Annotated in this window: 15 protein-coding genes and 1 riboswitch; of the genes, 2 read left to right on the top strand and 13 right to left on the bottom strand. The window is 44.1% G+C overall.

Features of this window, described 5'->3' with window-relative positions; all coding sequences use genetic code 11:
• Positions 1–4: 4 nt before the first annotated feature.
• The 13 genes from HMPREF1535_RS04955 to rimP all read right to left on the bottom strand — a co-directional run bounded on the left by HMPREF1535_RS04955 (position 5) and on the right by rimP (position 16962).
• Positions 5–1579 (bottom strand): SusD/RagB family nutrient-binding outer membrane lipoprotein, encoded by a 1575-nt coding sequence (locus HMPREF1535_RS04955; protein WP_046145460.1) that lies wholly within the window; start codon positions 1577–1579, stop codon positions 5–7.
• Between the two features lie 20 nt (positions 1580–1599).
• Entirely contained in the window at positions 1600–5085 is a 3486-nt protein-coding gene (locus HMPREF1535_RS04960) for a SusC/RagA family TonB-linked outer membrane protein (RefSeq protein WP_082150439.1), read from the bottom strand.
• 238 nt (positions 5086–5323) lie between these two features.
• A complete protein-coding gene (locus HMPREF1535_RS04965) occupies positions 5324–6316 on the bottom strand; it encodes a FecR family protein (protein ID WP_046145462.1) in 993 nt (330 codons plus the stop codon).
• Between the two features lie 73 nt (positions 6317–6389).
• On the bottom strand, positions 6390–6971 hold the full coding sequence (locus HMPREF1535_RS04970) for an RNA polymerase sigma factor (RefSeq protein ID WP_046145463.1): 582 nt from the start codon (positions 6969–6971) through the stop codon (positions 6390–6392).
• Positions 6972–7038: 67 nt separating this feature from the next.
• Positions 7039–7494 carry a GNAT family N-acetyltransferase gene (locus tag HMPREF1535_RS04975; protein WP_046145464.1) on the bottom strand — a complete coding sequence of 152 codons (456 nt, stop codon included), beginning with the start codon at positions 7492–7494 and terminating at the stop codon, positions 7039–7041.
• A 1-nt stretch (position 7495) separates the two neighbouring features.
• On the bottom strand, positions 7496–7876 hold the full coding sequence (locus HMPREF1535_RS04980) for a VOC family protein (RefSeq protein WP_046145465.1): 381 nt from the start codon (positions 7874–7876) through the stop codon (positions 7496–7498).
• Between the two features lie 92 nt (positions 7877–7968).
• Positions 7969–9321: a Fe-S cluster assembly protein SufD gene (gene sufD / locus HMPREF1535_RS04985; protein WP_082150440.1), complete on the bottom strand. Its 1353-nt coding sequence runs from the start codon at positions 9319–9321 to the stop codon at positions 7969–7971.
• Positions 9314–10069 (bottom strand): Fe-S cluster assembly ATPase SufC, encoded by a 756-nt coding sequence (gene sufC / locus HMPREF1535_RS04990; RefSeq protein ID WP_046145466.1) that lies wholly within the window; start codon positions 10067–10069, stop codon positions 9314–9316. The genes sufD and sufC overlap by 8 nt, the downstream gene beginning before the upstream one ends.
• A gap of 96 nt (positions 10070–10165) precedes the next feature.
• On the bottom strand, positions 10166–11611 hold the full coding sequence (sufB, locus tag HMPREF1535_RS04995; protein WP_046146411.1) for a Fe-S cluster assembly protein SufB: 1446 nt from the start codon (positions 11609–11611) through the stop codon (positions 10166–10168).
• Between the two features lie 51 nt (positions 11612–11662).
• On the bottom strand, positions 11663–12154 hold the full coding sequence (locus HMPREF1535_RS05000; protein WP_010801822.1) for a CvpA family protein: 492 nt from the start codon (positions 12152–12154) through the stop codon (positions 11663–11665).
• 2 nt (positions 12155–12156) lie between these two features.
• A complete protein-coding gene (gene infB / locus HMPREF1535_RS05005; RefSeq protein WP_010801821.1) occupies positions 12157–15198 on the bottom strand; it encodes a translation initiation factor IF-2 in 3042 nt (1013 codons plus the stop codon).
• Positions 15199–15219: 21 nt separating this feature from the next.
• On the bottom strand, positions 15220–16485 hold the full coding sequence (gene nusA / locus HMPREF1535_RS05010) for a transcription termination factor NusA (RefSeq protein WP_007655272.1): 1266 nt from the start codon (positions 16483–16485) through the stop codon (positions 15220–15222).
• 9 nt (positions 16486–16494) lie between these two features.
• Positions 16495–16962 (bottom strand): ribosome assembly cofactor RimP, encoded by a 468-nt coding sequence (rimP, locus tag HMPREF1535_RS05015; RefSeq protein WP_173012337.1) that lies wholly within the window; start codon positions 16960–16962, stop codon positions 16495–16497.
• A 994-nt stretch (positions 16963–17956) separates the two neighbouring features.
• On the opposite strand from rimP, the gene HMPREF1535_RS05020 reads away from it, so the two are divergent.
• Both HMPREF1535_RS05020 and HMPREF1535_RS05025 read left to right on the top strand, forming a co-directional pair.
• Positions 17957–21352: a SusC/RagA family TonB-linked outer membrane protein gene (locus HMPREF1535_RS05020; protein WP_046145467.1), complete on the top strand. Its 3396-nt coding sequence runs from the start codon at positions 17957–17959 to the stop codon at positions 21350–21352.
• 40 nt (positions 21353–21392) lie between these two features.
• A complete protein-coding gene (locus HMPREF1535_RS05025; RefSeq protein WP_046145468.1) occupies positions 21393–23000 on the top strand; it encodes a SusD/RagB family nutrient-binding outer membrane lipoprotein in 1608 nt (535 codons plus the stop codon).
• A 137-nt stretch (positions 23001–23137) separates the two neighbouring features.
• Positions 23138–23253, top strand: a riboswitch (TPP riboswitch).
• Positions 23254–23269 lie beyond the last annotated feature (16 nt).

Here is a 23269-nt window from a genome sequence, read left to right on the forward strand (position 1 = left end):
TTGTTTATTTATTCCACCACACCCTTGTCAATAAATTATCTGCGCCTTGACGACCAACAGCTATCTGATATTGATCGACATTATAAACCTGCTCGTTCTGAGGATAAGGAATACGACGAGGCCATTCATTTATATTACTCGAAGAGGGTAATCCATTCGGAGGTATCACAGATATTTCTTTTGGGAAACCGGTCCGTCGCCATTCCGACCAACCTTCAATACCACATAAATATAAAGCAATCCATTTCTGAACTCCTATCTTTTCCAACTTTTCAGCCTGTGTCCCGGTATAAGCCACTTTTTCCTGTTCATAATAAGCGGGATCAGGAATCACATCGGCAGCTTCGAATACCTCTGTCGGAGGATTTGTCATCGACTTCATCTCTATGAAATTTGCAGGAATTCGGCTTGCCCAGTAATCAAAACTAGCAATAATACCGTTTTTATAGTAAGTACCGGCATCTCCCACAGAGATAATCCCTTTCTCGCGAGCTTCTGCCAGATTGAATTGTACTTCTGCATAAGTTAATAAAATTCCCTGGGCCACTGTTGGCGATGCATATTTTACATCGATTTTCTGTGGAACAAAAATATAGCCTTTGCGGGAATTGTAACTGTCCCCACCATTATAGGCAGACTCGTCCGCATCACGGATACAATTAGGTACAGCTGCATAAATAAATTCGCCATCCTCCACTCCTTTCACCGTCGGACTGAAATATACTTTCATACGCGGATCATTCATTGCCTTGAAGTGCATTCCTATAGTCGTCGACATAAACTCCGTCCCATCATATTTTTCCTGGGATGCTGTATAGAGCGGCGACCAACTGCTCTGCTGATCATCCGAATAAGAGAATAAAGCATTGTCATCATTATTCGTCATCAGCGGATATTTATCCGACTGGTTCAACATTGCCATGATCCTTGATGAGACATCGGTTTTACCGGATATACGCATCAACAAACGAAGTCTCAAGCTATTTGCAAATTTACGCCACTTCAAAACATCTCCTCCATAAAGATTATCGTACGAACCGATATCTTCGACACTACTCTGACTCAGCAAGTCATTCGCTTTTTCCAGTTGAACCAGCAAATCCGCATAAATATCTTCCTGCGTATCATAACGAGGGGTAAACATCTCATCCGTTTTTCCTTTTAAAGCTTCTGAGTAAGGAAAATCTCCAAAAGCATCCGTCATTTGCTGGAACATGAAAGATTTTATGATAAGTCCCATACCTTGAATATGAGGTTGGTTCTGTTCTTCTGCCAGATTAATCATATCCTGCACATCTCGTCCATCATAATAAAATTCCTTAGTCTGTGTATTATTAAATGCATCATTAAACATACTGACATATTGATCCACATAATAATCGCCCAAAACCGCAGCTGTTCCTCTTGATAAAGCCAGATAAGAGATATTCTTTATTACTCCTCCCAGCAATAACTTCGGTTGATCGATCTTATCCGGTCTATCCGGATTCGTATTGATCTCTTCAAAATTATGGGTACAACCAATAAAAGTTAAAACGATTAGACCTGTTACCCATATTAATTTATTTATTTTCTTCATACGATTCGTAGATTTAAAGGTTAGAAACTGACATTTACCTGAAAACCAAGACTCTTTGATGCTGGTACGGAAAATGCATCGATACCCAGATTCAGGTTATCCATTCCGCCACTCTCAGGATCCACATGAGGATTTTTTGTCCATAAGAACAAATCACGACCTACAAATGCGACATTGATATTCTGCAGATAAATTTTTCTGGCCCATTTAGCCGGTAGAGAGTAACCGACCCGTAATTCACGAAGTTTCACAAAAGAAGCATCTGTCAACTGCGCCTCGGAAATATGATCATATTTTGTTTTTATGAAGCGCCGTGCATCGTTTCCTACTATACCTTGGCTGAATGTTCCATCAAAGATCTGCAGATTTTGTTGATATTCGCCGTCAACCATAATAGCTCCTTCCCTGTAATAAAGACCTTCATATTCTTTTCCCGGTTCACGGGTACCGCGTCCCTCTAAAGATTCAATTGTCATACCGGCTCCCACGAACTTATTCAATGTTCTGGATATGAAATAACCGCCCTGACGAATATCGAACAACACATTAATACTGAATCCTTTGAATGATAATCCGGTATGTACACCCGCCGTCCAGTCCGGATTTACATTACCCAGATACACATCACTCTCCGCGACATATTGACCGGAACTATTCAGAATTGGTTGTCCTTTTAACGGACCTTCTTCTACGCGTTGATAAGCTGTACCATACAACTGCCCCATTCTTTCACCTACACGGGCAACCACTTTGGCATCTTCCAGGTTTTGGTTGGTCAGAATCAACTCTTCCATTCCCTCAGCCAAATAGAGCACATTCGTTCTCGAACGGGAGAAATTGAACCCGATATCCCATTTAAAACTGTTAGCTAATTGAATGGGCGTAGCATTCACCATCAGTTCGAAACCTTTATTTTCCGTCTTGCCGGAATTGATCTTTCTGCTACCATAACCGGAAGTTAAAGCATTCTGTAAACTGATGATCTGATCTTTTGTTTTTGTATTATAATAGCTGAAATCTATACTCAACCGATTCTTAAAGAAGTTCAGTTCTGCCCCTATTTCCCAAGTATCTGACATCGCAGGTTTTAATCCACTGTTAAGTAAATCTGGAGAATTCTGCAACATGGGTATCCCATTCCAATAACCACCCAACGAATAGGTATTGAGTAAACTGTACGGATCTGTATCATTACCTACAGAAGCATAACTACCTCTTAATTTTGCATAGCTGATAACAGGTGGTAATTTGAACATTTCACTGAATAAAGCACTTAATGTTACCGACGGATAAAAATAAGAATTCGTAGATTCAGGTAATGTACTCGACCAATCGTTACGACCGGTAAACTCAGCGAACAGCATACGTTTATAATCCAACAACACACTGCCGAATAAACTATTCACAATTTTTTTACTGGTTGAATTAGTGACCGACGGTTTTTCTTTTGCATTAGCGAAAGAGTAAATATTAGGTACTACCAGACTGTTCGTCTCACCGGTCATTGCTTTACTGAACTGTTCCATCCGATTTCCGCCAAAGTTTGCTGTCAGTCCGAATATCTTTCCTAAATCCGGATTATAGCTTACCAGAAAGTCGAAGTTATTTTCCTGATAGTTGGTTGTTCCCTGCCTGAAATAACCGTTTCCTCCATTCTTATAGTAACTCTCATTGCGGGTAGATGTCCCCCAACTATTATCAGAACCACCACGTAACATGACTGTTACCCCTTCAACGGGCTTTATGTTCACTGCCAACTTTCCAAAGAAACGGTTCATATCATCCTGTGTAGTCATCTCATGCATGACAAAATAGAGATTGTTATAGGAAGCCATATTCTGGAACTGACGGGTTCCTTCCAATCCCCCCCTTTGCCAGTATTCTTTCAAACTGTTAATATTATGGCTTAGGGGCATCCAACAAAAAAAGTAAATAGGAGAAATACCTCCATACCCTAGATTAGGGACATTGGAACGTTTGGTTTTCGTATAATTGGCTACGACATCCACACTGATCCATTTATTCAGATCAATCGAATTGTTCAGATTGAACACGTGCCTGTTTATATCATTATTCGGAGTCAGACCTTCCTGCTTCGTATTCGTATAGGAAACACGGAAATTTAATCTGTTCACACTGTTACTCAATGCCACATTATTAATACGTGTACTACCATGATCAAAGAAGTCACGCATATTATCCGGATGCCCTATCCACTCGCTTGGTATAGCTTCACCTCGAATTTCAGGGGGTAAATAAGTATCGCCGGCACGATAACCGTTTGTCGTAGGGGAATCGAATTGTACCATTTTCTGTCCCATGAAACGAGGTCCCCAACTCTCATCATAATTATCATTCAATCCGGAAGGATAATAACCACTGGAGCTACCGAAGTTTCCTCCTTCATAAATACCGTCTTTACCCTGGCCGAATTGATCCTGCAATTGCGGTAAAATCAGCGGAGTTTCCCTGGAGAATGTTCCACTATAAGAAACTCCCAGTCCATTCGCTTTTTTACCGGTCTTTGTTGTAATAATGATAGCACCGTTAGCCGCTCTTGAACCATATAAAGCAGAAGCAGCCGCCCCTTTCAAAACGTTCATACTCTCAATATCGTTCGAACTCAGTTCATTGATTCCTGCACTACCGGTCTGCGAACCGGCCCCTGAACCGATAGGAATACCATCTATCACAAATAATGGGGAAGAAGGACCGGAACTCAATGCCCTGTCACCACGAATAGAAATACGGCTACCTCCACCGACTACAGCTCCCGAATTAATATTCAAACCAGCCACCTTTCCGCTCAGCATGCTGACCAGGTTACTGTTCGGGTTATCTAAGGCTTCCGACTTTATCTGCTGGGTAGCATAACCCAACCCTTTCTTTTCGCGGGTAATACCTAAAGCTGTAACCACCACTTCATTCAATGTTTCCACATTTTCGGACAAGACAACCTTGTAATTCGAATCCTTGCCTATCGGGAGTATTTTATCCACATACCCGATATAAGAGATTTGTAAAACAGCACCTTCAGGAACATCTATCATAAAATGTCCTTCCATATCAGTAATAACGCCATTATTAAAGCCCCTTACTACAATGTTGGCACCGATAACCGGTCCGCCGGTTTCATCTAAAACAACTCCGGTTACTCTTTTTGCTTCCATCGAAAAAGCATTTGCCGTCTTTTGATTATGACCACGAATCAATACAACCTGGTTATTACCTTTTATCTGATAGGAAATAGAGGTATTCTCTAATAAATTATCCAATACATTTTTCAAAGAAGCATTTTTCACCGACAAGTCTTTCTTCGTATTCAGGTCAGGCAAGTCATTGCCGAAAAAGAAATTATGTCCACTAGCCTTTTCCAGTTGGGGAATAATCTCACGAATCGTTTGATTTTTCACAGAAATACTTATTTGTGCAGAGAGTAACACCCCGTTACATAACAAGGCGATAAGCACAAACAGGACGCGTGATACCATTATTATTTTTTTCATATTCTTAGTATTAAAATGATACAAAGTTTTTGTAACTTCACGCCCAAATAATCATAAAGACAGGATATTACATTCTATCCTCTGCAAAGGATTTAGTAATTTGTCTTTGGAATATTTGAACAACTTGTTTATAAAATGGGATGGGGTCGCAAACTTATCCCATTTTTATTTTCACTTCATTCATTGATCAGTTTATCTTCTTTTTCTATCCATAGGCTAACAAATTAGATGATTTAACTTACTTTTCTTTATCACTATCACTAAAATACAATACATTATTTTTCATGTTGTACGTAACAGGAGCCGTCAGGCTGATGCATTCAAGCACATTGATCAGGTTGGTATTACTGATCGCCCCGCAGAATGTATATTTCTTTGCCGATTCAGACATAAATACGACATCTACCGAATAAAGCCGTTCCAGTGTTTTTCCGATTTCATCCAACGATTCACAATTAAAATACAACTCATTGTTCTTCCAAAGCATATACCGGCTGGCATCGCAACTTTTTACTTCCGAGAATAAACCGGAGCAACAGTTAAACTCCAGTTGCTGGTCAGAGGTCAGAAGTTGTTCCTGCTTATCGTTCTTTACACTGACTTTCCCCTCTAGCAAAGTTGTAGTTATCTTTCCTTCCTCACTATAAGCTTTCACATTAAATTTGGTACCCAAGGCTTTCACCTCCACTCCGTTTGCCTGGACAATAAACTTTTTGCGCTGATTCGGTTTCACCTCAAAATAGCCTTCTCCTTCCAAAATGACGGTACGGTTCCACAGATTGTAAGCATTGCTGTATTGTAACCTGGAACCAGAGTTAAGCCACACAATCGTACCATCAGGCAACTCAACAGTAGACTTCATTCCTTCACCGGCAGAAACGACAAAGTCTGTACTCAAAAAATACCTACTCCCCCAAAATGCCAGTGCTATCCCTAGAAAAACACAGACGCATGCAACAGCGACATAACGAGATATTCCTTGCAAAAAGAAATGCTTTTTCCCTGCAACCAGCTTCAGGTTCGCCTCTTCTTCAATCCTCCAGTATATTTTCTGCTGAATATCTTCCGGTAAACGGTTTGTAATATGATTCAGTTTCTCATCATACGAAGCATAAATTTCCTCCTTCGCGACTTCGGTCCCGAACCAACTGAAAAGGATTGCTTCTTCTGCTTCCGAAGCCTCACCTTTTAGGAAACGTTCCAACAACTGTATATAATTTGTCTCTTCCATAACTGTATTAATAATATCAGTAACTCGTTTTTAGTACTTACAACCAAAAGCATGTTTAACAGTCATTAACCTTTCAAGAAATAAAGACCAATACAAACAGTAATAAATAATGCTTCAACCTTTCTTTCAAATAAAGTAAAGTCCGGTAAATCTGTGTCTCGACTGTTCTTTCCGAGACCGATAATTCTTCAGCAATTTTTTTATTAGAATATCCTTTGAACCTACTCAGGACAAATATCTTTTTTCGGGCCGGAGGCAGTTCATTAATCATGTTATTAATTTCCTCTTGTATAAATTTCAGATGAATGGCTTCCTCTACGGTCTGTGATTTTTCCCCTCCCGCTCCCTTTACAAATTCCAGGTATCGAGCATCCCGTACCTGCCGCTCAGACTCACGATAAACCAAATTTTTAGCGATCGTATATAAATAGGCGGAAAACTTCTTCGAAAGATCCAACTCAGTCCTTCTCTCCCACACTTTCACAAAACAACTTTGAGTTATATCTTCAGCCAACGACTTATCAGATAAGATAGCATAAACAAAATAATAGATAGGAGAACTGTAAAGAGAATATAATTCCTTGAAAGCGAAAGGATCGCCCTCTTTTAAACGTGAAAGTAATATTTTCTCTCTTTGTTCGCTGATTAACTCCATTATTAGTCCATTCTTGTGATTCAAGGTTGCACAAAAATAGACTTTTCTAACTAAAATAGAGCTTCTTTCAGGATAATTCTTTTTCCAGAATCAGCCGGTGCCGGCACTGGACACCGTTTTCCCAGATCGGTTCAGGATAATTACGGACAAAATAATCACGATCCAATACCTTCAGATCGAAGCCTTCCTGCTGGTAAAGCATCAACGGACCCGGAGCAGAAGTGCCGGTACAGACTTTCAAACGGGTGATATGATTGGTTACCGCCCATTCATCCGAGACAAAACGAAGCAGAAGGCGGGCGATCCCCCTCCGCTGGAAAGACTCGTCTACTGCCAGGTTCATCACCTCTGCCATTTCCTCCGTTTCCTTCTGCACCACGATCACCCCAACCGGTTTGTCTCCTGAAAAAGCGGCGAAACAATCCGAAGTCTTCAGATAGCAGTCAACCAGTTCACGGCTGGGATCTGCCAGCAAGAGCAGATCCCAGGGGTAGTCTGTTGTATGTTCGATGCGTATTTCCATATCAGGCAACTATTTCTATGATATTGCCATCCGGATCTGCTACAGAACCTTCATAAAAACCGTCTCCGGTAGTACGAGGCTCACCCAGGATCGTGTAACCATCCCGGCGGAATTGTTCAATCTTTTGATCCACTCCCTCTTTTGATCCGGCAGAAAAAGCGAAATGGGCCAGACCGATATATACTCCGTCATTTTCAACGGTAATATCTGTCCGCTGCATGATCTCCAGAGAAGCAGCACCCTCGAAGGTAACAAAATAAGAGGCGAATCCCTTCTTCGGGTTTACATACTTTTCATTACTCTTCCCACCGAAATACTTCACATAAAAATCTCTGGAACGTTCAAGTTCATTGGTCCAGATAGCAATATGAGTCAACTGCATAATTAAATAAATGATTGGTGAAATGCAAAGATAAACAAAAAGCCCGGACAGACATAATCTCCATCCGGGCCTTTCTAAAATCAGATAATATCTTATTTGCAGATACGGCAATTGGCACAACGTGCCAGTTCTCCACGAAAACGTTTTTCCACTAGTTTATGTAAACGGTCTTTCAAGGCATCCAGACGCACATGGTCGATCACATCCGACGTAAATGCCACACTCAGCATCATACGGGCTTCGCTCAATGGAATACCACGGCTACGCATATAGAACAAAGCATTCTCATCCAACTGCCCGGTCGTCATACCGTGCGAACATTTCACATCATCCGCATAAATCTCCAATTGCGGCTTACTGTACATACGGGCTTCACGGGTAGCACAGAGGTTGCGATTTGTCTGAAAAGCAGCCGTTTTCTGGGCACCTTCCTTTACCAGGATACGGCCGCTGAATGCACCGACTGCATGGTCATCCAGAACATTCTTGAATAACTCATTGCTCGTACAATTCGGCACGGCATGCGTAATATGGCTATACGTATCCACCTGTTGCTCACGGTCCATAACGGACATTCCGCAAAGGGTTGTTTCTGCATATTCGCCGTTCAGTTCAATATAATAGTTGTTACGCGTAAGACCGTTGTTCAAGGTTATACCGTTTACCAGGACATTGCTGGAAGCCTCCTGTTTCACATGGACCGAAGCAAAGCGGGAAGTGGAAATGCTGCTTTCTTCCAGATCATAGTAATCGAAATAAGCACCTTCGCCGGCAAATATCTCAACGACCTGGGTAGCCAGGAATTTCACATCGTCGATGCTATGATCGCAGATGAGCAATTTGGCTTCCGAACGCGGTTCCATAATAACCAGGATACGGCGGTTTGCCATAGCATCCACGTCACTGCGGAATATATTAATCAGCTGGATAGGACGTTCCACAGCCACACCTTCCGGCACATAAAGCACGAAACCGTCCTGCGCCAGCATCGTATTCAATGCGATGATACCGTCATGGTTGCTTTTTGCCGCTTTACCATAATAACGGGCTGCCACTTCCGGATATTGCTCCGCAAAGTTTTTCAAGCCACCGGCGTATACTCCTTCCGGCAGATGCGCTTTCGGCATCATCTTATCGTAGAACGTGTCGTTCACGACAAAATAGAGGGAAGTACTCAGGTTCGGGACATCGCAACGGAACACGTCATACGGATTGACCGGAATAGCCAAGCGATTGATATTCACCCCATAGTCGGGGGCAAAAGCCTGCGCTACATCTGTATATTTATAATCTTCACTCTTTACCGAAGGAAAACCCAGGCGATCGAAATCGACCAGTGCCTCAGCACGCGGAGCATTCATCACCGCTGCGCTATGACGACACACCAGGTCCTCATATCTGGTAAAAAGATCGATATATTGTTGTTCGGCTCTCATCTCACTCATCTCCCATTTCTTTCTTGATCCAGTCGTAGCCTTTTTCTTCCAGTTCGAGGGCCAGTTCCGGACCGGCTGTTTTTACGATACGCCCTTTGTATAATACATGTACCACATCGGGTTTGATATAATCCAGCAAACGCTGGTAGTGAGTAATTACGATCGCTGCATTTTCAGGCGTACGCAATTGGTTCACACCGTTTGCCACGATACGGAGGGCATCGATATCCAAACCGCTGTCCGTTTCATCCAGGATAGCCAGTTTCGGTTCGAGCATAGCCATCTGGAAAATCTCGTTGCGTTTCTTTTCACCACCGGAGAAACCCTCGTTCACGCTACGACTCGCCAGTTTGTTATCCAGTTCAACGATAGCACGTTTCTCACGCATCAGTTTCAGGAAATCGGTTGCGGAAACCGGTTCAAGACCGTTATATTTACGGTGCTCATTCAAGGCGGCACGCATAAAATTCACCATGCTTACGCCCGGGATCTCCACCGGATACTGGAAACTCAGGAAAATACCTTCACGGCTGCGGTCTTCGGGTTCCAACTCCAGCAGGTTCTTTCCATTGAAGATCACCTCGCCCTGAGTTACCTCAAAAGCCGGATTACCTACCAGCACACTGCTAAGTGTACTCTTTCCCGAACCGTTCGGCCCCATGATGGCATGTACCTCACCGGCCTTTACAGAAAGGTTGATACCTTTCAATATCTCTTTGCCATTGATATTAGCATGTAAGTTCTTTATATCTAACATATATTATTTCTTTTTCTTTATATTCATCCAATACTCATCGCTGTAGACACTTCTGCCTACACATCGCAGGCACCTCTGCCTAAGGATCACAGGCACCTAGCCAACGCTACCTTCAAGCGAGATAGTCAGCAGCTTCTGTGCTTCGACGGCAAACTCCATCGGGAGCTTGTTCATTACCTCACGGGCATAGCCGTTTACGATCAGGCCGACGGCCTCTTCGACAGAGATACCGCGTTGCTGGCAATAGAACAATTGTTCTTCGCTGATTTTGCTTGTTGTAGCTTCGTGCTCCACCACGGCCGTTTCATTCTGTATATCGGCATAAGGGAACGTATGGGCGCCACAGGTAGAACTCAGCAGCAGACTGTCGCACTGGCTATGGTTACGGGCACCTTCCGCACGCGGAGATACTTTCACCAGGCCACGGTAACTGTTCTGGCTATGACCGGCCGAAATACCTTTCGACACAATCGTACTTTTCGTATTCTTACCCAGGTGGATCATCTTCGTTCCGGTATCCGCCTGCTGGTAATTGTTGGTTACAGCAACCGAATAGAACTCACCGACAGAATTATCGCCGGCCAGGATACAACTCGGGTATTTCCAGGTAATGGCCGAACCGGTTTCCACCTGTGTCCACGAAATCTTGCTGCCTTCGCCTTTGCACAGGCCGCGCTTGGTCACGAAGTTATAGATACCGCCTTTACCTTCTTTATCACCCGGATACCAGTTTTGTACGGTCGAGTATTTCACCTCCGCACGTTCTTTGGCTACAATCTCAACGATAGCGGCATGCAACTGGTTCTCGTCGCGCATCGGGGCGGTACATCCTTCCAGATAACTTACATATGCCTCATCGTCGGCCACGATCAGTGTACGTTCGAACTGTCCCGTATTGGCCGCATTGATACGGAAATAGGTGGACAACTCCATCGGGCAACGTACGCCTTTCGGTATATAAACGAACGAACCGTCAGAAAAGACTGCCGAGTTCAATGCCGCAAAGAAATTATCACGATAGCTCACTACACTTCCCAGATACTGTTGTACCAGATCCGGATGATGCAACACCGCTTCACTGAACGAACAGAAGATGATCCCTTTCTCTGCCAGCGTTTCCTTAAAGGTTGTCTTTACAGAAACACTGTCCATAACGGCATCGACCGCCATACCGGCCAGTTGGGCACGTTCGTGCAAAGGAATACCCAGCTTATCGAAAGTCTTCAATAACTCCGGGTCTACTTCGTCCAGGCTTTTCGGGCCTTCCTTTTTCTTCGGAGCGGCGTAATAGATTATATCCTGATAATCGATCGGCGGAATCGTCAGATGAGGCCATGTGGGCATCTCCAGCGTCTGCCAGTGGCGAAAAGCCTTCAGGCGGAATTGAAGCAGCCAGTCAGGCTCATTCTTCTTGGCCGAGATGATACGGACGGTCTCCTCATCCAGACCGCGATGGATCATCTCCGTATCTATATCAGTAACAAAACCATACTTATAGTCGCTGCTCGTTACCTCATTTATTATCTTATTCGAATCTTCCATATACATTTATATATATTATACATCTTGCCGGATAACAAACCTTCAAGATATTTACTCTTTTCCCCAAAACAATTTATCGAAGTAAATGGTTGGAATAATCTCTTTAACCGGGTTATAATAATGGGATTCCACCTTAGCCTGACGCGGGATCAGCACGGATCCCCTATCTATGCCTTCGAGTGCATTCAGTATAAGACTGACAAATCCTAACATAAAACAAAGCCCGACCACTCCTCCTCCCAGATGGTTCAGCACACTGAGGGGCGTAACTCCGACAACCCGGCTCATGATTTCACCTGCCAGCATGATCACTCCCACGATCAGCAGGAAACCGGCCACATAACTAAGTATGGTCACCCCTTCAGGCGGAAACCAGTTCAGGGCAACGATATATCCCTTCAACCAGGCTGCCGCCTTCGAACAAAAAAAGATGGCAACAACCAGGGCTATAAGCGAAACAACCTGTTTGATGACTCCATCAAACAGGCCTTTCACAAATCCAATTCCTGCCAGACATACTAGTATAATGTCTAACCAGTTCATGTTTATAAAGTTTTCTTTATTTCAGTTTCTTCGTACGACTCGATCACATCGCCTACCTGGATATCATTAAAGTTCGTAATGTTCAAACCGCAATCCAATCCGGCCACAACCTCTTTTACGTCGTCCTTGAAGCGTTTCAACGATCCGAGTTCGCCGGCATAGATAACGATACCGTCGCGGATCAGGCGAATCTTGTTTGTACGCTTGATCTTACCTTCTTTAACCATACAGCCGGCAACCGTACCCACTTTCGTGATCTTGAATACCTGTTGTACATCCACATAAGCGGTAATCTCTTCCTTGATTTCCGGAGAAAGCATACCTTCCATAGCGCTCTTCACCTCTTCGATCGCATCGTAGATGATAGAGTACAGACGGATCTCAACGCCATCCTTCTCTGCATTACGGCGAGCCTGTACGGACGGGCGAACCTGGAATCCGATGATGATCGCATTCGAAGCGGCAGCCAATACCACATCCGATTCGGAAATCTGACCGACAGCCTTGTGAATCACGTTCACCTGGATCTCTTCGGTAGACAAACGGATCAGAGAGTCGGACAATGCTTCTACGGAGCCGTCCACGTCACCCTTCACGATTACATTCAGTTCCTGGAAGTTACCCACAGCGATACGGCGGCCGATATCGTCCAGCGTAAGCATTTTCTGTGTACGGATACCCAGTTCACGTTGTAACTGTTCACGGCGGGTTGCAATCTCGCGTGCTTCCTGCTCAGTCTCCAATACATTAAATGTATCACCGGCCTGAGGTGCACCGTTCAATCCGAGGATTAGAACCGGTTCGGAAGGACCGGCCTTTTCCACACGCTGGTTACGTTCGTTGAACATAGCCTTGATACGTCCGTGGTGTGTACCGGCCAAGACGATATCACCCATTTTCAGGGTACCGTTTTCAACCAATACGGTAGAAACATATCCGCGTCCCTTATCCAGGGATGATTCGATGATGGAACCGACTGCACGTCTTGTCGGGTTAGCCTTCAGATCCAGCAGGTCGGCTTCAAGCAATACTTTTTCAAGCAGCTCTTCAACGCCCATGCCTTTCTTGGCCGAAATATCCTGGCTCTGGTATTTACCACCCCAGTCTTCCACCAGGTAGTTCATGTTAGCCAGTTCTTCCTTGATCTTTTCAGGGTTGGCATGCGGCTTATCTACCTTATTAATAGCAAATACGATAGGTACACCGGCAGCCGAAGCATGGTTGATCGCTTCAATGGTCTGCGGCATGACGGCATCGTCGGCAGCTACAATAATAATAGCGATATCCGTTACCTTGGCACCACGGGCACGCATAGCGGTAAACGCTTCATGACCCGGAGTATCCAGGAAGGTGATACGGCGTCCGCTGGCCAGCTTCACATTGTAAGCACCGATATGCTGCGTGATACCACCGGCTTCACCGGCAATCACATTGGCATTACGGATATTATCCAGCAAAGACGTTTTACCGTGGTCGACGTGTCCCATCACTGTTACGATAGGCGGACGTGCTACCCAGTCTTCTTCGTTATCGTCTTCTTCGTCGGCATTGATGGCTTCCACCACTTCCGCACTGACATATTCAGTCTTAAACCCGAACTCTTCGGCCACGATATTGATCGTTTCCGCATCCAGGCGCTGGTTGATTGAAACCATAATACCGATACTCATACAAGTAGCGATAACCTTCGTCACAGGCACGTCCATCATGTTGGCGAGGTCGTTTGCCGTAACAAATTCGGTCAGTTTCAACACTTTGCTTTCCTGTTCTTCCAGTTCCAGCAATTCATGCTCGCGTTTAACGGCTGCATCACGTTTATCACGACGGTACTTGGCACCTTTATTATTCTTATTTCCCTTGTTCGTCAAACGAGCCAGGGTTTCTTTGATCTGCTTCTGTACATCCTCCTCGCTTACTTCGGCCTTAACCGGCTTTTTCAGACGGGGTTTGCCACGGTCGTCGCGCTGATGCTGGTTAGCGGGACGGCTGTAGTTCGTACCCGGAGTGTTGTTCACATCCACACGGTCCTTCTTGATACGGTTACGTTTCTTTTTCGCATCCGCATTCGCTTCGCCCGGTTTAACAGGAGCTCCCGGCTTCACCGGTGCACCCGGTTTGGCATTCGGATCTTTCGGTCCTTTATGGAATCCCGGTTGTCCGGGTCTGTTATTGTTGTTGAACTTTTCGCGTTTATCATCGCGTTCTTTCCGTCTCTCTTCCTTTGTTTTCTTTTTAGGACGAGTAGACTGGTTCAAGGCATTCAGGTCAATTTTGCCGGTTACCTTGATATTCGACTCGAACTTCGGAGTGTTCAAACGGAACAAGCTACTGTCTTCCGATTCAGCAGAAGTCTGACCCTCTGCGGCCGTTTTATTCACTTCTTCAGAAGAGCTTGTCGTCGTTTCCGGCTTCACTTTAACTTCCGGTTTTTTCTCTTCGATTCTTTCTTTTTCCACAACTATCTCTTTTACTTCTTTTTTCTCCACAGGCTTTTCAACAGGAGCAACCTCCTGTTTTTCCTGTTTTGCAGGGGCTTCTACTGTCTTTTTTTCAGGAGCAGGAGCAGAAACGACAACCGGTTGCGGTTCTGCAACAGGTTGCGGTTTGACTTCCGGCTGAGGCTTAACGACAGGCTGCGGTTCAACGACAGGCTGCGGCTTGGCTACTACCGGTTCTTCTTTCACTTCAGGAGTCTCCTGAACTTTTTTATGCTGTCCGTCCAGGTCGATACGGCCTTTCGTTACGATTTTAGGCTTGAACTCTTCCGGGATCACGGTCTTTATTTCCGAGGTCTTCTCTTCTTTCACAGAAGCGGCCTCTCTCTCTTTCTCTCTGTGAGGACGTTCTACCCGCGGACGTTCAAAACCACCCTCAGGCAGATCCTTTCCAAACTCTTTTACGAGCAAAGCATACTGTTCATCACTGATCCTCGTGTTGGGATTTGCATTCTCCTCAACAGGATGACCTTTCTTGTGTAGAAACTCAACAACCGTGTTGATCCCTACGTTTAATTTTCTTTGTACTTGTATTAATTTTATAGGCATATCTAACTTTGTCGTAATACTTTATTCCTGACTTTCATCTTCAAATTCGGCAGATAAGATAGCAAGTACCTCGTCGACTGTTGTTTCTTCAAGGTCGGCACGTTCAATAAGTTCTTCACGGCTCAAAGCAAGCACGCTCTTGGCCGTATAACAACCGATATTCTTCAGTGCGTCGATTACCCAGCTATCAATTTCATCTGTAAATTCATCCAGATAAATATCTTCCTCGTCGGCTCCTTCCACATCACGGAATACATCGATCGTGTATTCAGTCAACATACAGGCCAGTTTAATATTCAAACCGCCTTTACCGATAGCCAGTGATACTTCTTCAGGACGAAGATAAACCTCTGCCTTATGTTCTTCTTCGTTCACTCGTATAGAGGAAATTTTAGCCGGGCTTAATGCACGCTGGATAAACAGCGACGCATTGGATGTATAATTAATAACATCGATGTTCTCGTTTCTCAACTCACGCACAATTCCGTGGATACGAGAACCTTTCATTCCTACGCAGGCACCTACCGGGTCGATACGGTCATCGTATGACTCAACGGCCACTTTTGCTCTTTCTCCCGGGATACGCGCGATAGCCTTGATCAGGATCAGGCCGTCATTAATTTCGGGAACCTCCAGTTCGAACAAACGTTGCAGGAACATTTTATCTGTACGGGACAGGATAATCTTCGGATTATTATTATAATTATCCACCTTTTGTACAACCGCACGTACGGTTTCACCTTTGCGATAGAAATCGGAAGGGATCTGTTCTGATTTCGGGAGCAGCAACTCATTACCCTCGTCATCCAGCAACAGGATCTCTTTCTTCCACACCTGATATACATCAGCTGCTACGATTGTACCTATTTTATCTTTATATTTAGCATACAAACTATCCTTCTGCAATTCAAGAATCTTTGAAGCCAGCGTCTGACGCAGGTTCAGGATGGCACGACGTCCGAAATCGGCGAAATGAACCTCATCGGTTACTTCTTCTCCTACTTCACAGTCGGCATCGATCTTACGGGCCTCGGTCAACGTAAGTTGCAGATTCGGATCTTCCAGTTCGTCATCAGCCACAACCGTGCGGTTTCTCCAGATCTCGAAGTCACCTTTTTCAGGGTTGATAATTACGTCGTAGTTCTCATCCGTACCGAACATTTTAGCGATTACGTTACGGAAGGAATCTTCCAGCACGCTGATCATCGTATCCTTATCTATATTCTTCAACTCCTTGAACTCCGCAAGTGTGTCAATCATACTGATTGTTTCCTCTTTCTTGGCCATAATCTTTCTTTACTTGAATCTTATTAGGTATTTTGTATATTTTATTTCTTCGAATGTATAGGATTGATCTTCCCGGACAGTAACTTTGCGTTTGGCACCATCAGGTTTTACCTGCTTTTCAACGGTAACTACAACACCGTTCTCGTCAGCCGATTTCAATACTCCGGTCAGTTTCACACCGCTTTTCAGCAGCATCTCCACTTCGTTCCCTATATTCTTTACATATTGACGAAGCACTTTAAAAGGAGAGGTAACTCCTGCCGAACCGACTTCCAGTTCGAAGTCTTCCACATCCCGGTCCAGATGTTCCTCTACATACCGGCTCAATTCCACACAATCATCAATGCAAACTGCCTCATCATTATCAATCTCAATAATAATAAGGTTTCCCGGCTTAACTACTACGTCAACCAAATAATTGTCGGAAGAAGCCAATTTCTCTTCAACCAACTGAGTTATTACTCCCTTTTCAATCATAAACATACTGTTAAGAACAAAAGAAGGGGACTACCCGCCCCCTCCTCATCTTCGCTTAATCGCCCGCAAATATACAAATAATCAGTGAGTTTTCAAACAAATACAATCTTTTTATCAGAAAAGTTCGTTTTGCAGCCTAAGATAAACTCTCTTTATCTCAATACTTAACATAGGTTACATCTTTTAGGAAATTAAAACAATGGGAGAATTCCGGTGAAAACATAAAAAACAAGGCTGGAAAGGACTTTAATTCATTGATATATAACGTAGTTCTAAAAGAACTCTATACAATTATTACAGTGCAAATATATGGAATAATTGTTTCAATATATTGCATTTTGTTTAAAAAAAATGATTGATAGTCCGTTTTTTAACATATCGCCAACAATTATGCCCCTAACTAACCGTAAATAATATTTTTTCATATCTCAATCCTAAAAATCGCGAAGATTTATTTATCAATATATAAAATAAACATTAAAGCGATACATATTGTTAAAAAAGAAAACATTGCACAATACGACCTTTTCAGGCGGTATAAATATCTTCCATAAATCACTATATATATGTCATATAACCACAAAAAGCAGCTCAGATATTAATATTGAACCGCAGTAGAAGAACAATCTGTTATCCGGGAACTAACTGTTAATTTTCTTCATAAAACAGGGGATTGTGTTAAAAACAGGCGCTTTTTTCAATAATTCAGACATAAACGGACTAATTTTTTCATTCTGATATATCTCTGATTTTTTCAAATTCCAACAGGCCGAATACACACCAAGCCCAATACATACTTAACAAACTGATAATATGCAAATTAAACCCAATTCATCAACATAATAAAAGCACGTGAGTTCTTTTAGGACTATGAATTCGCCAACTATTAAACGTCAGGATCTAAAGTTTTCTATACACATTTTAAACAAAATAGAGTAAAAGAAAAAGAAGGGGGACAAAGAGAACGCCTCATTTATTAATAAAATCAATTATTATGTTGAAAAACTTCAAACCTGTCAGCTTGATTCTTGTCGCAGGAGCCATGACACTTCCCGTAAGTGCATCCGCTAACTTTGCGCCAGAGAAGCATGAAACCGCGATTTCCCAGCAGAACGGGAAAGTTACCGGTACCGTAGAAGATGAATTCGGCCCGATCGCCGGAGCATCTGTAGTCGTGAAAGGAACCACAAACGGCACAATTACCGACACAGAAGGTAATTTTAGCCTGAGCGATGTAAAGAACGGAAGCGTCATCCAGATTTCTTTCATCGGGTATGCAACAAAGGAAGTGACATACACCGGTCAATCTTCCTTATCAGTCCTACTGGCTGAAGATACTCAAAAACTGGACGAGGTAGTCGTTACCGCCATGGGTATCAAGAAAGACGCCAAAAAACTAGGTTATGCCGTAAGTACAATCGATGCCGGAGAGTTGATCAAAACGGGTACTCCGGACTTCGCCACATCATTGTACGGTAAGGCTTCAGGTGTGCGCATCCAGGCAGCTCCGGGTGGTGGTACTTCCTCCGTATCCATCTCCGTACGTGGTCTGTCTTCTATCACCGGTACGACACAGCCGCTGATCGTAATGGACGGTGTGCCCATCCACAACGGCGACGCCAACAAAGACGGTTACTGGACTAACCAGCGTGTAGAATCCAACGGTATGGTGGACATCAACCCGGAAGATATCGAAAGCATCTCTATCCTGAAAGGTGCCGCCGCATCTGCCCTGTACGGATCTGAAGCAGCCAACGGTGTTGTGATGATTACCTCTAAAAGCGGTAAAGGCCAAAGTGGTCTCGGTGTAGACTTCAGTGCAAATGTAAGCTTTGACAAAGTAGCCTACATGCCGAGCATCCAGAAAGAATTCGGTCCGGGATATGACAATGCCCTGTTGGCCACCGCAAGTGAATTCGAACAGCAAACCGGTTTTCAGAATACGCGTACAGACCGTAACGGAAACCAGGTAATCTCTCCGCGTAATACGTATTATTCATGGGGACGTCCATACGACTATACCACCCAATTATACAATTATAACGGGGCTATTCGTACTTACGCACCTATCGACCACAACCAGTGGAATGATGTTTTCCAGACAGGTATCAACCAGACTTATAACCTGGCCATTACCAACGGAACGGAAAAAGGCAACCTGCGTTTCTCCTATACCTATATGGATAATACGCCGACACAGTTGAACTCGCACAACAACAAGCACAACTTTGCTCTTTCTGGTAGCGCCAATATCCTGAAAAACTTAAAAGTGGATTACTCGGCAAACTATATGCGCCAGCATGTTAAAAACCGTGCTTACCGTATCAGCCGCTTGTTGACAAACTATGCAGGTATGTTCACCGGATATGATGACATCGCAGCAATGAAGAACAGCACTGTTACCAGCTTGGGATACATGAACGTCCCTTATACCAGCAATACACTGACTCCTGATGAAGCCTGGGACTGGAATCCGGCCAACTATCAGATGTCTTCAGAGTATTTCTGGAATATCTTAGGTAAAGAACAGTTGGAAGACAATAACCGTTTCATCGCGAGTGTAACGCCAAGTTGGGAAATCATTCCGGGTTTGACCGCACGCGGCCGTCTGTCAACAGACTTGACGTACAATGTAATTGAGAATAAGAACTCAACGGAAACTCCGAACGTATTCAGACAGCCGGGCAACTATACCGGATCCTATTCATTGAAAAATTCAAAGTATGAGATCTATTACGGTGATATCATGTTGATGTTTGACCGTACATTTGCTGAAAAATACAATGTTGCTGCAACCGCAGGTTGGTCTGCCCGTCAGGAAAGTCAGTTCGACACCTCAGTGAGTACCCGCGGAGGTCTGAGTGTTGAAAACTGGTTCCACCTGAACTCTTCCGGATTAACACCGGCAAATCCATCGATGAAAAAAGCATCGCTGTTAAAACAAGCCTTCTTTGCTACAGCTTCTTTCGGTTACGACAGTTGGGCTTATGTGGAAGGAACTGTGCGTCAGGAAAAAACATCTACGTTGTACCCCGGATCCAACACATTCGTTTATCCTTCTGTGAACGGTAGCGTCATTTATTCATCTTTGCTGAAAGATAATAAACCCGAATGGCTGGATTATGGTAAAATTCGTCTTAGCTACGGTGTTGTAGGTAACGCCCCGGAAATATATAAAGCAGCTACCGGTTACAACCAGAGCGCTGTAGGCAGTTATATCTACAATCAGGTTCCACAGGCACTTGGAAACAATGAGATACAACCGGAACAGAAATACGAATTCGAATTGGGTTGGGAAAACAAATTCCTCGGCAACCGTTTGGGCTTCGAACTTTCTTATTACCAGAATACAGTAAAAGACCAGATCCTTCAGACTACAACATCAGCATCTTCAGGAGGTACTTCCATCTGGATGAATGTCGGTGAATTAAAGAACGCCGGTGTTGAAATGTCTCTGTATGGTACAGTTATCCAGACTAAAGACTGGAACTGGGATATTCGTGCCAACTGGTCATGGAACAAGAACGAAGTAACAAAACTGATAGACGGTATCAACTCTATCGACCATTCTACTGTTGATAACGGAGCCGCAGTGCTGCAATCCAGAGTAGGACGCCCGATGGGTGACTGGTATGTTTACGGTACGGTAAAAGACGAGAACGGAAACAAAGTCGTTGGTGATAACGGTCTGTATATCGTAGACTATACAGAACGCCAGAGAGCAGGTAACGCCATGCCGAAAGTTGTCGGAGGCATCAGCACTTCATTGAACTATAAAGATTTCTATCTGGATGCCACTATCGACTTCCGTATTGGTGGTGACGTATTGAACTTGCCTTACCAGTATATGACCGAACTCGGTATCCTGGATTGTACATTGGATAACCGTGACGCTTCACGTGGCGGTCTTACCTGGTATGCAGACGGCAACGACCTGTCAGACCCTTCAAAACGTCATTTGACAGACCAGCCTGCCGGATCTACAGTTAACGGTAACATGGTTTACGATAACGGTGTAATCCAGCCGGGTGTTAAGCAGGACGGTACTCCGAACAATACGATCATCACTGCCGGTGAATCATATTACAACCAATACGGTTGGGGATATTCCGGAAACATCACCTACGAAAACGCAATACAGAAGAATTCATATGTAAAGATGCGTGAACTGAGCCTTGGTTACAGATTACCGAAAAACATCACTTCCAAATTCGGTTGTAAGAACCTGATGGTTTCCGTATACGGTCGTAACCTGTTCTACTTCTATAAGAGCCTGAAAGAATTCGATGCAGAATGTACAGACGGTACAACCTGGATCACGCAGGCACAGATTGGTGGTTCAACAGCCACAACACGTTCATTCGGCTTCTCATTACGTGCAAGCTTCTAATTGACGAAAAATAATATAGAATATTAAAATTGAAAGATTTATGAAAAAAATATATGCACTCGCACTTGGATGTGCTGCCCTTCTGGCAACGTCTTCCTGTAGTGACGACAAATTCACGGATCAATATCAGGACCCGTCAAAGACACAGACGGTATCATGCCCGGCCTTGATGGTTGGAGTATGGCAAGCCTCTAATACATGGATGAATCCGGTCTATTACAGATATTACGTATCTTCCACCACTTCCGGGTTATTCTCCGGAGTGATCGGTCATACAAACAGTAAAGACCGCTTTGCCGGTGCTGGCCAGGGTTACTTCAACGAACGTTGGAGAAACTTCTACAACACTGTCACCCAGTACAGGGTGTTGGAAACCGAATTCAACAACCTTCCGGAAGAAGAAAAAGAAGACTATCGTATCTTCTTCTTGCTGGGACGTACGGTAATGGAAGAACAACTTTATGAAGTTTGTTCCTCCTGGGGTGGAGTACCATTCTCTGAAGCCGGCACATTATGGGCAACAGGAGACGTAGAAGCTTCCAAACCTAAATACGACTCGGATATCGATTTGTATAGAATGATCCTGAGCGACCTGGACGAAGTCAACACATACCTCAACGGCCGTTCGCTTACAGCCAATGCCAGTACTTACCTGAATGCAGAAGACTATGTGAACAACGGTGATATCACCTTATGGCGTAAATATGTGAACTCCCTGCGTTTACGTGTAGCTACTCACCTGGCTTCTAACGGCGACCTGGTAAGTGAAGCACGTGCTGCGATCAAAACCATGTTGGAAAATCCCGGTACTTATCCGATGGTAGATCTAAACTCTGATAATATCACAGTGCCACAAACCGACGATGACCAGTTTGATTTTGACCGCGACCTGCAAAATGCAATCGAGAATTCAACTTACAACCGCATGTCCGGCCCAATGCAACGCGCATTGAATGCCAACACCAATAATCCGGACCCACGTTTGAAAGTCTTGTATGACAGTAACTGGAATAACGAATATATCGGCCTCGATCCGTCTGAAACACTCACGGAACAGGAAACGAATATGAGTATCTCTACACATGGTACGGCTAAATATTACGCAGCCCTGGATACATCGACCTTCACCCGTAACCCCGGATTCCCGGGACTCTGGATGACAGCAGCCGAAGTTGCTTTCATGAAGGCGGAGGCCTATGCCAACAACTGGGCTACCGGTAATGCCAAGAGCGAATATATCAACGGTATAAAACTTTCCACTGAATTCTATTTCGATTTGAATTCAACCGGTACCTACCGTGATCCGTTAACTCCTCCCTCAGCAGCCGAAGTTGAAGCATATGCTGAAACACAATGGGACGCCAGCAATCCGCAAAAGAGTATCCTGACACAGCGTTGGATCCATCACGGTGCTATCCAGGAATATGAAGCATGGAATGTTGTCCGCCGTACCGGATATCCGGAAATTTATTTCAAACGCGACCCGCAGTCTGTCGCAACTCCGCTTCCTCTGGACCGCATCCAGTATCCGGCTGACGAAAAAGACTATAACTCAGCCAACCTGAATGCCCATCTGGGAGGTAAGGAAGACAGCTGGTACGCTCCTTTGAACTGGATGAAGAGCAATTGGTACACCACTGTTGAATAACAAATAAACAGAGATATATCCACAGTAAATAATTACAACATAATTGATGGAAAATTGTGGAGTCGAAACCGCCCCGAAGTGATTCGCGGCGGTTTTTTCCATTTGTACAATTCCCTGACTTTCCTTATCTTTGTACCCCGAATACAAAGGGGTGCTTGCCACGTACCGATACAGTACGTGCCGCAGGCTGAGATTATACCCATATTACCTGATACGGATAATGCCGGCGAAGGGAATTGTAAAACATGGTATACTTCTTCACACAACAC

It is taken from the genome of Parabacteroides goldsteinii DSM 19448 = WAL 12034 (assembly GCF_000969835.1).
Classification (GTDB): Bacteria; Bacteroidota; Bacteroidia; order Bacteroidales; family Tannerellaceae; genus Parabacteroides; species Parabacteroides goldsteinii.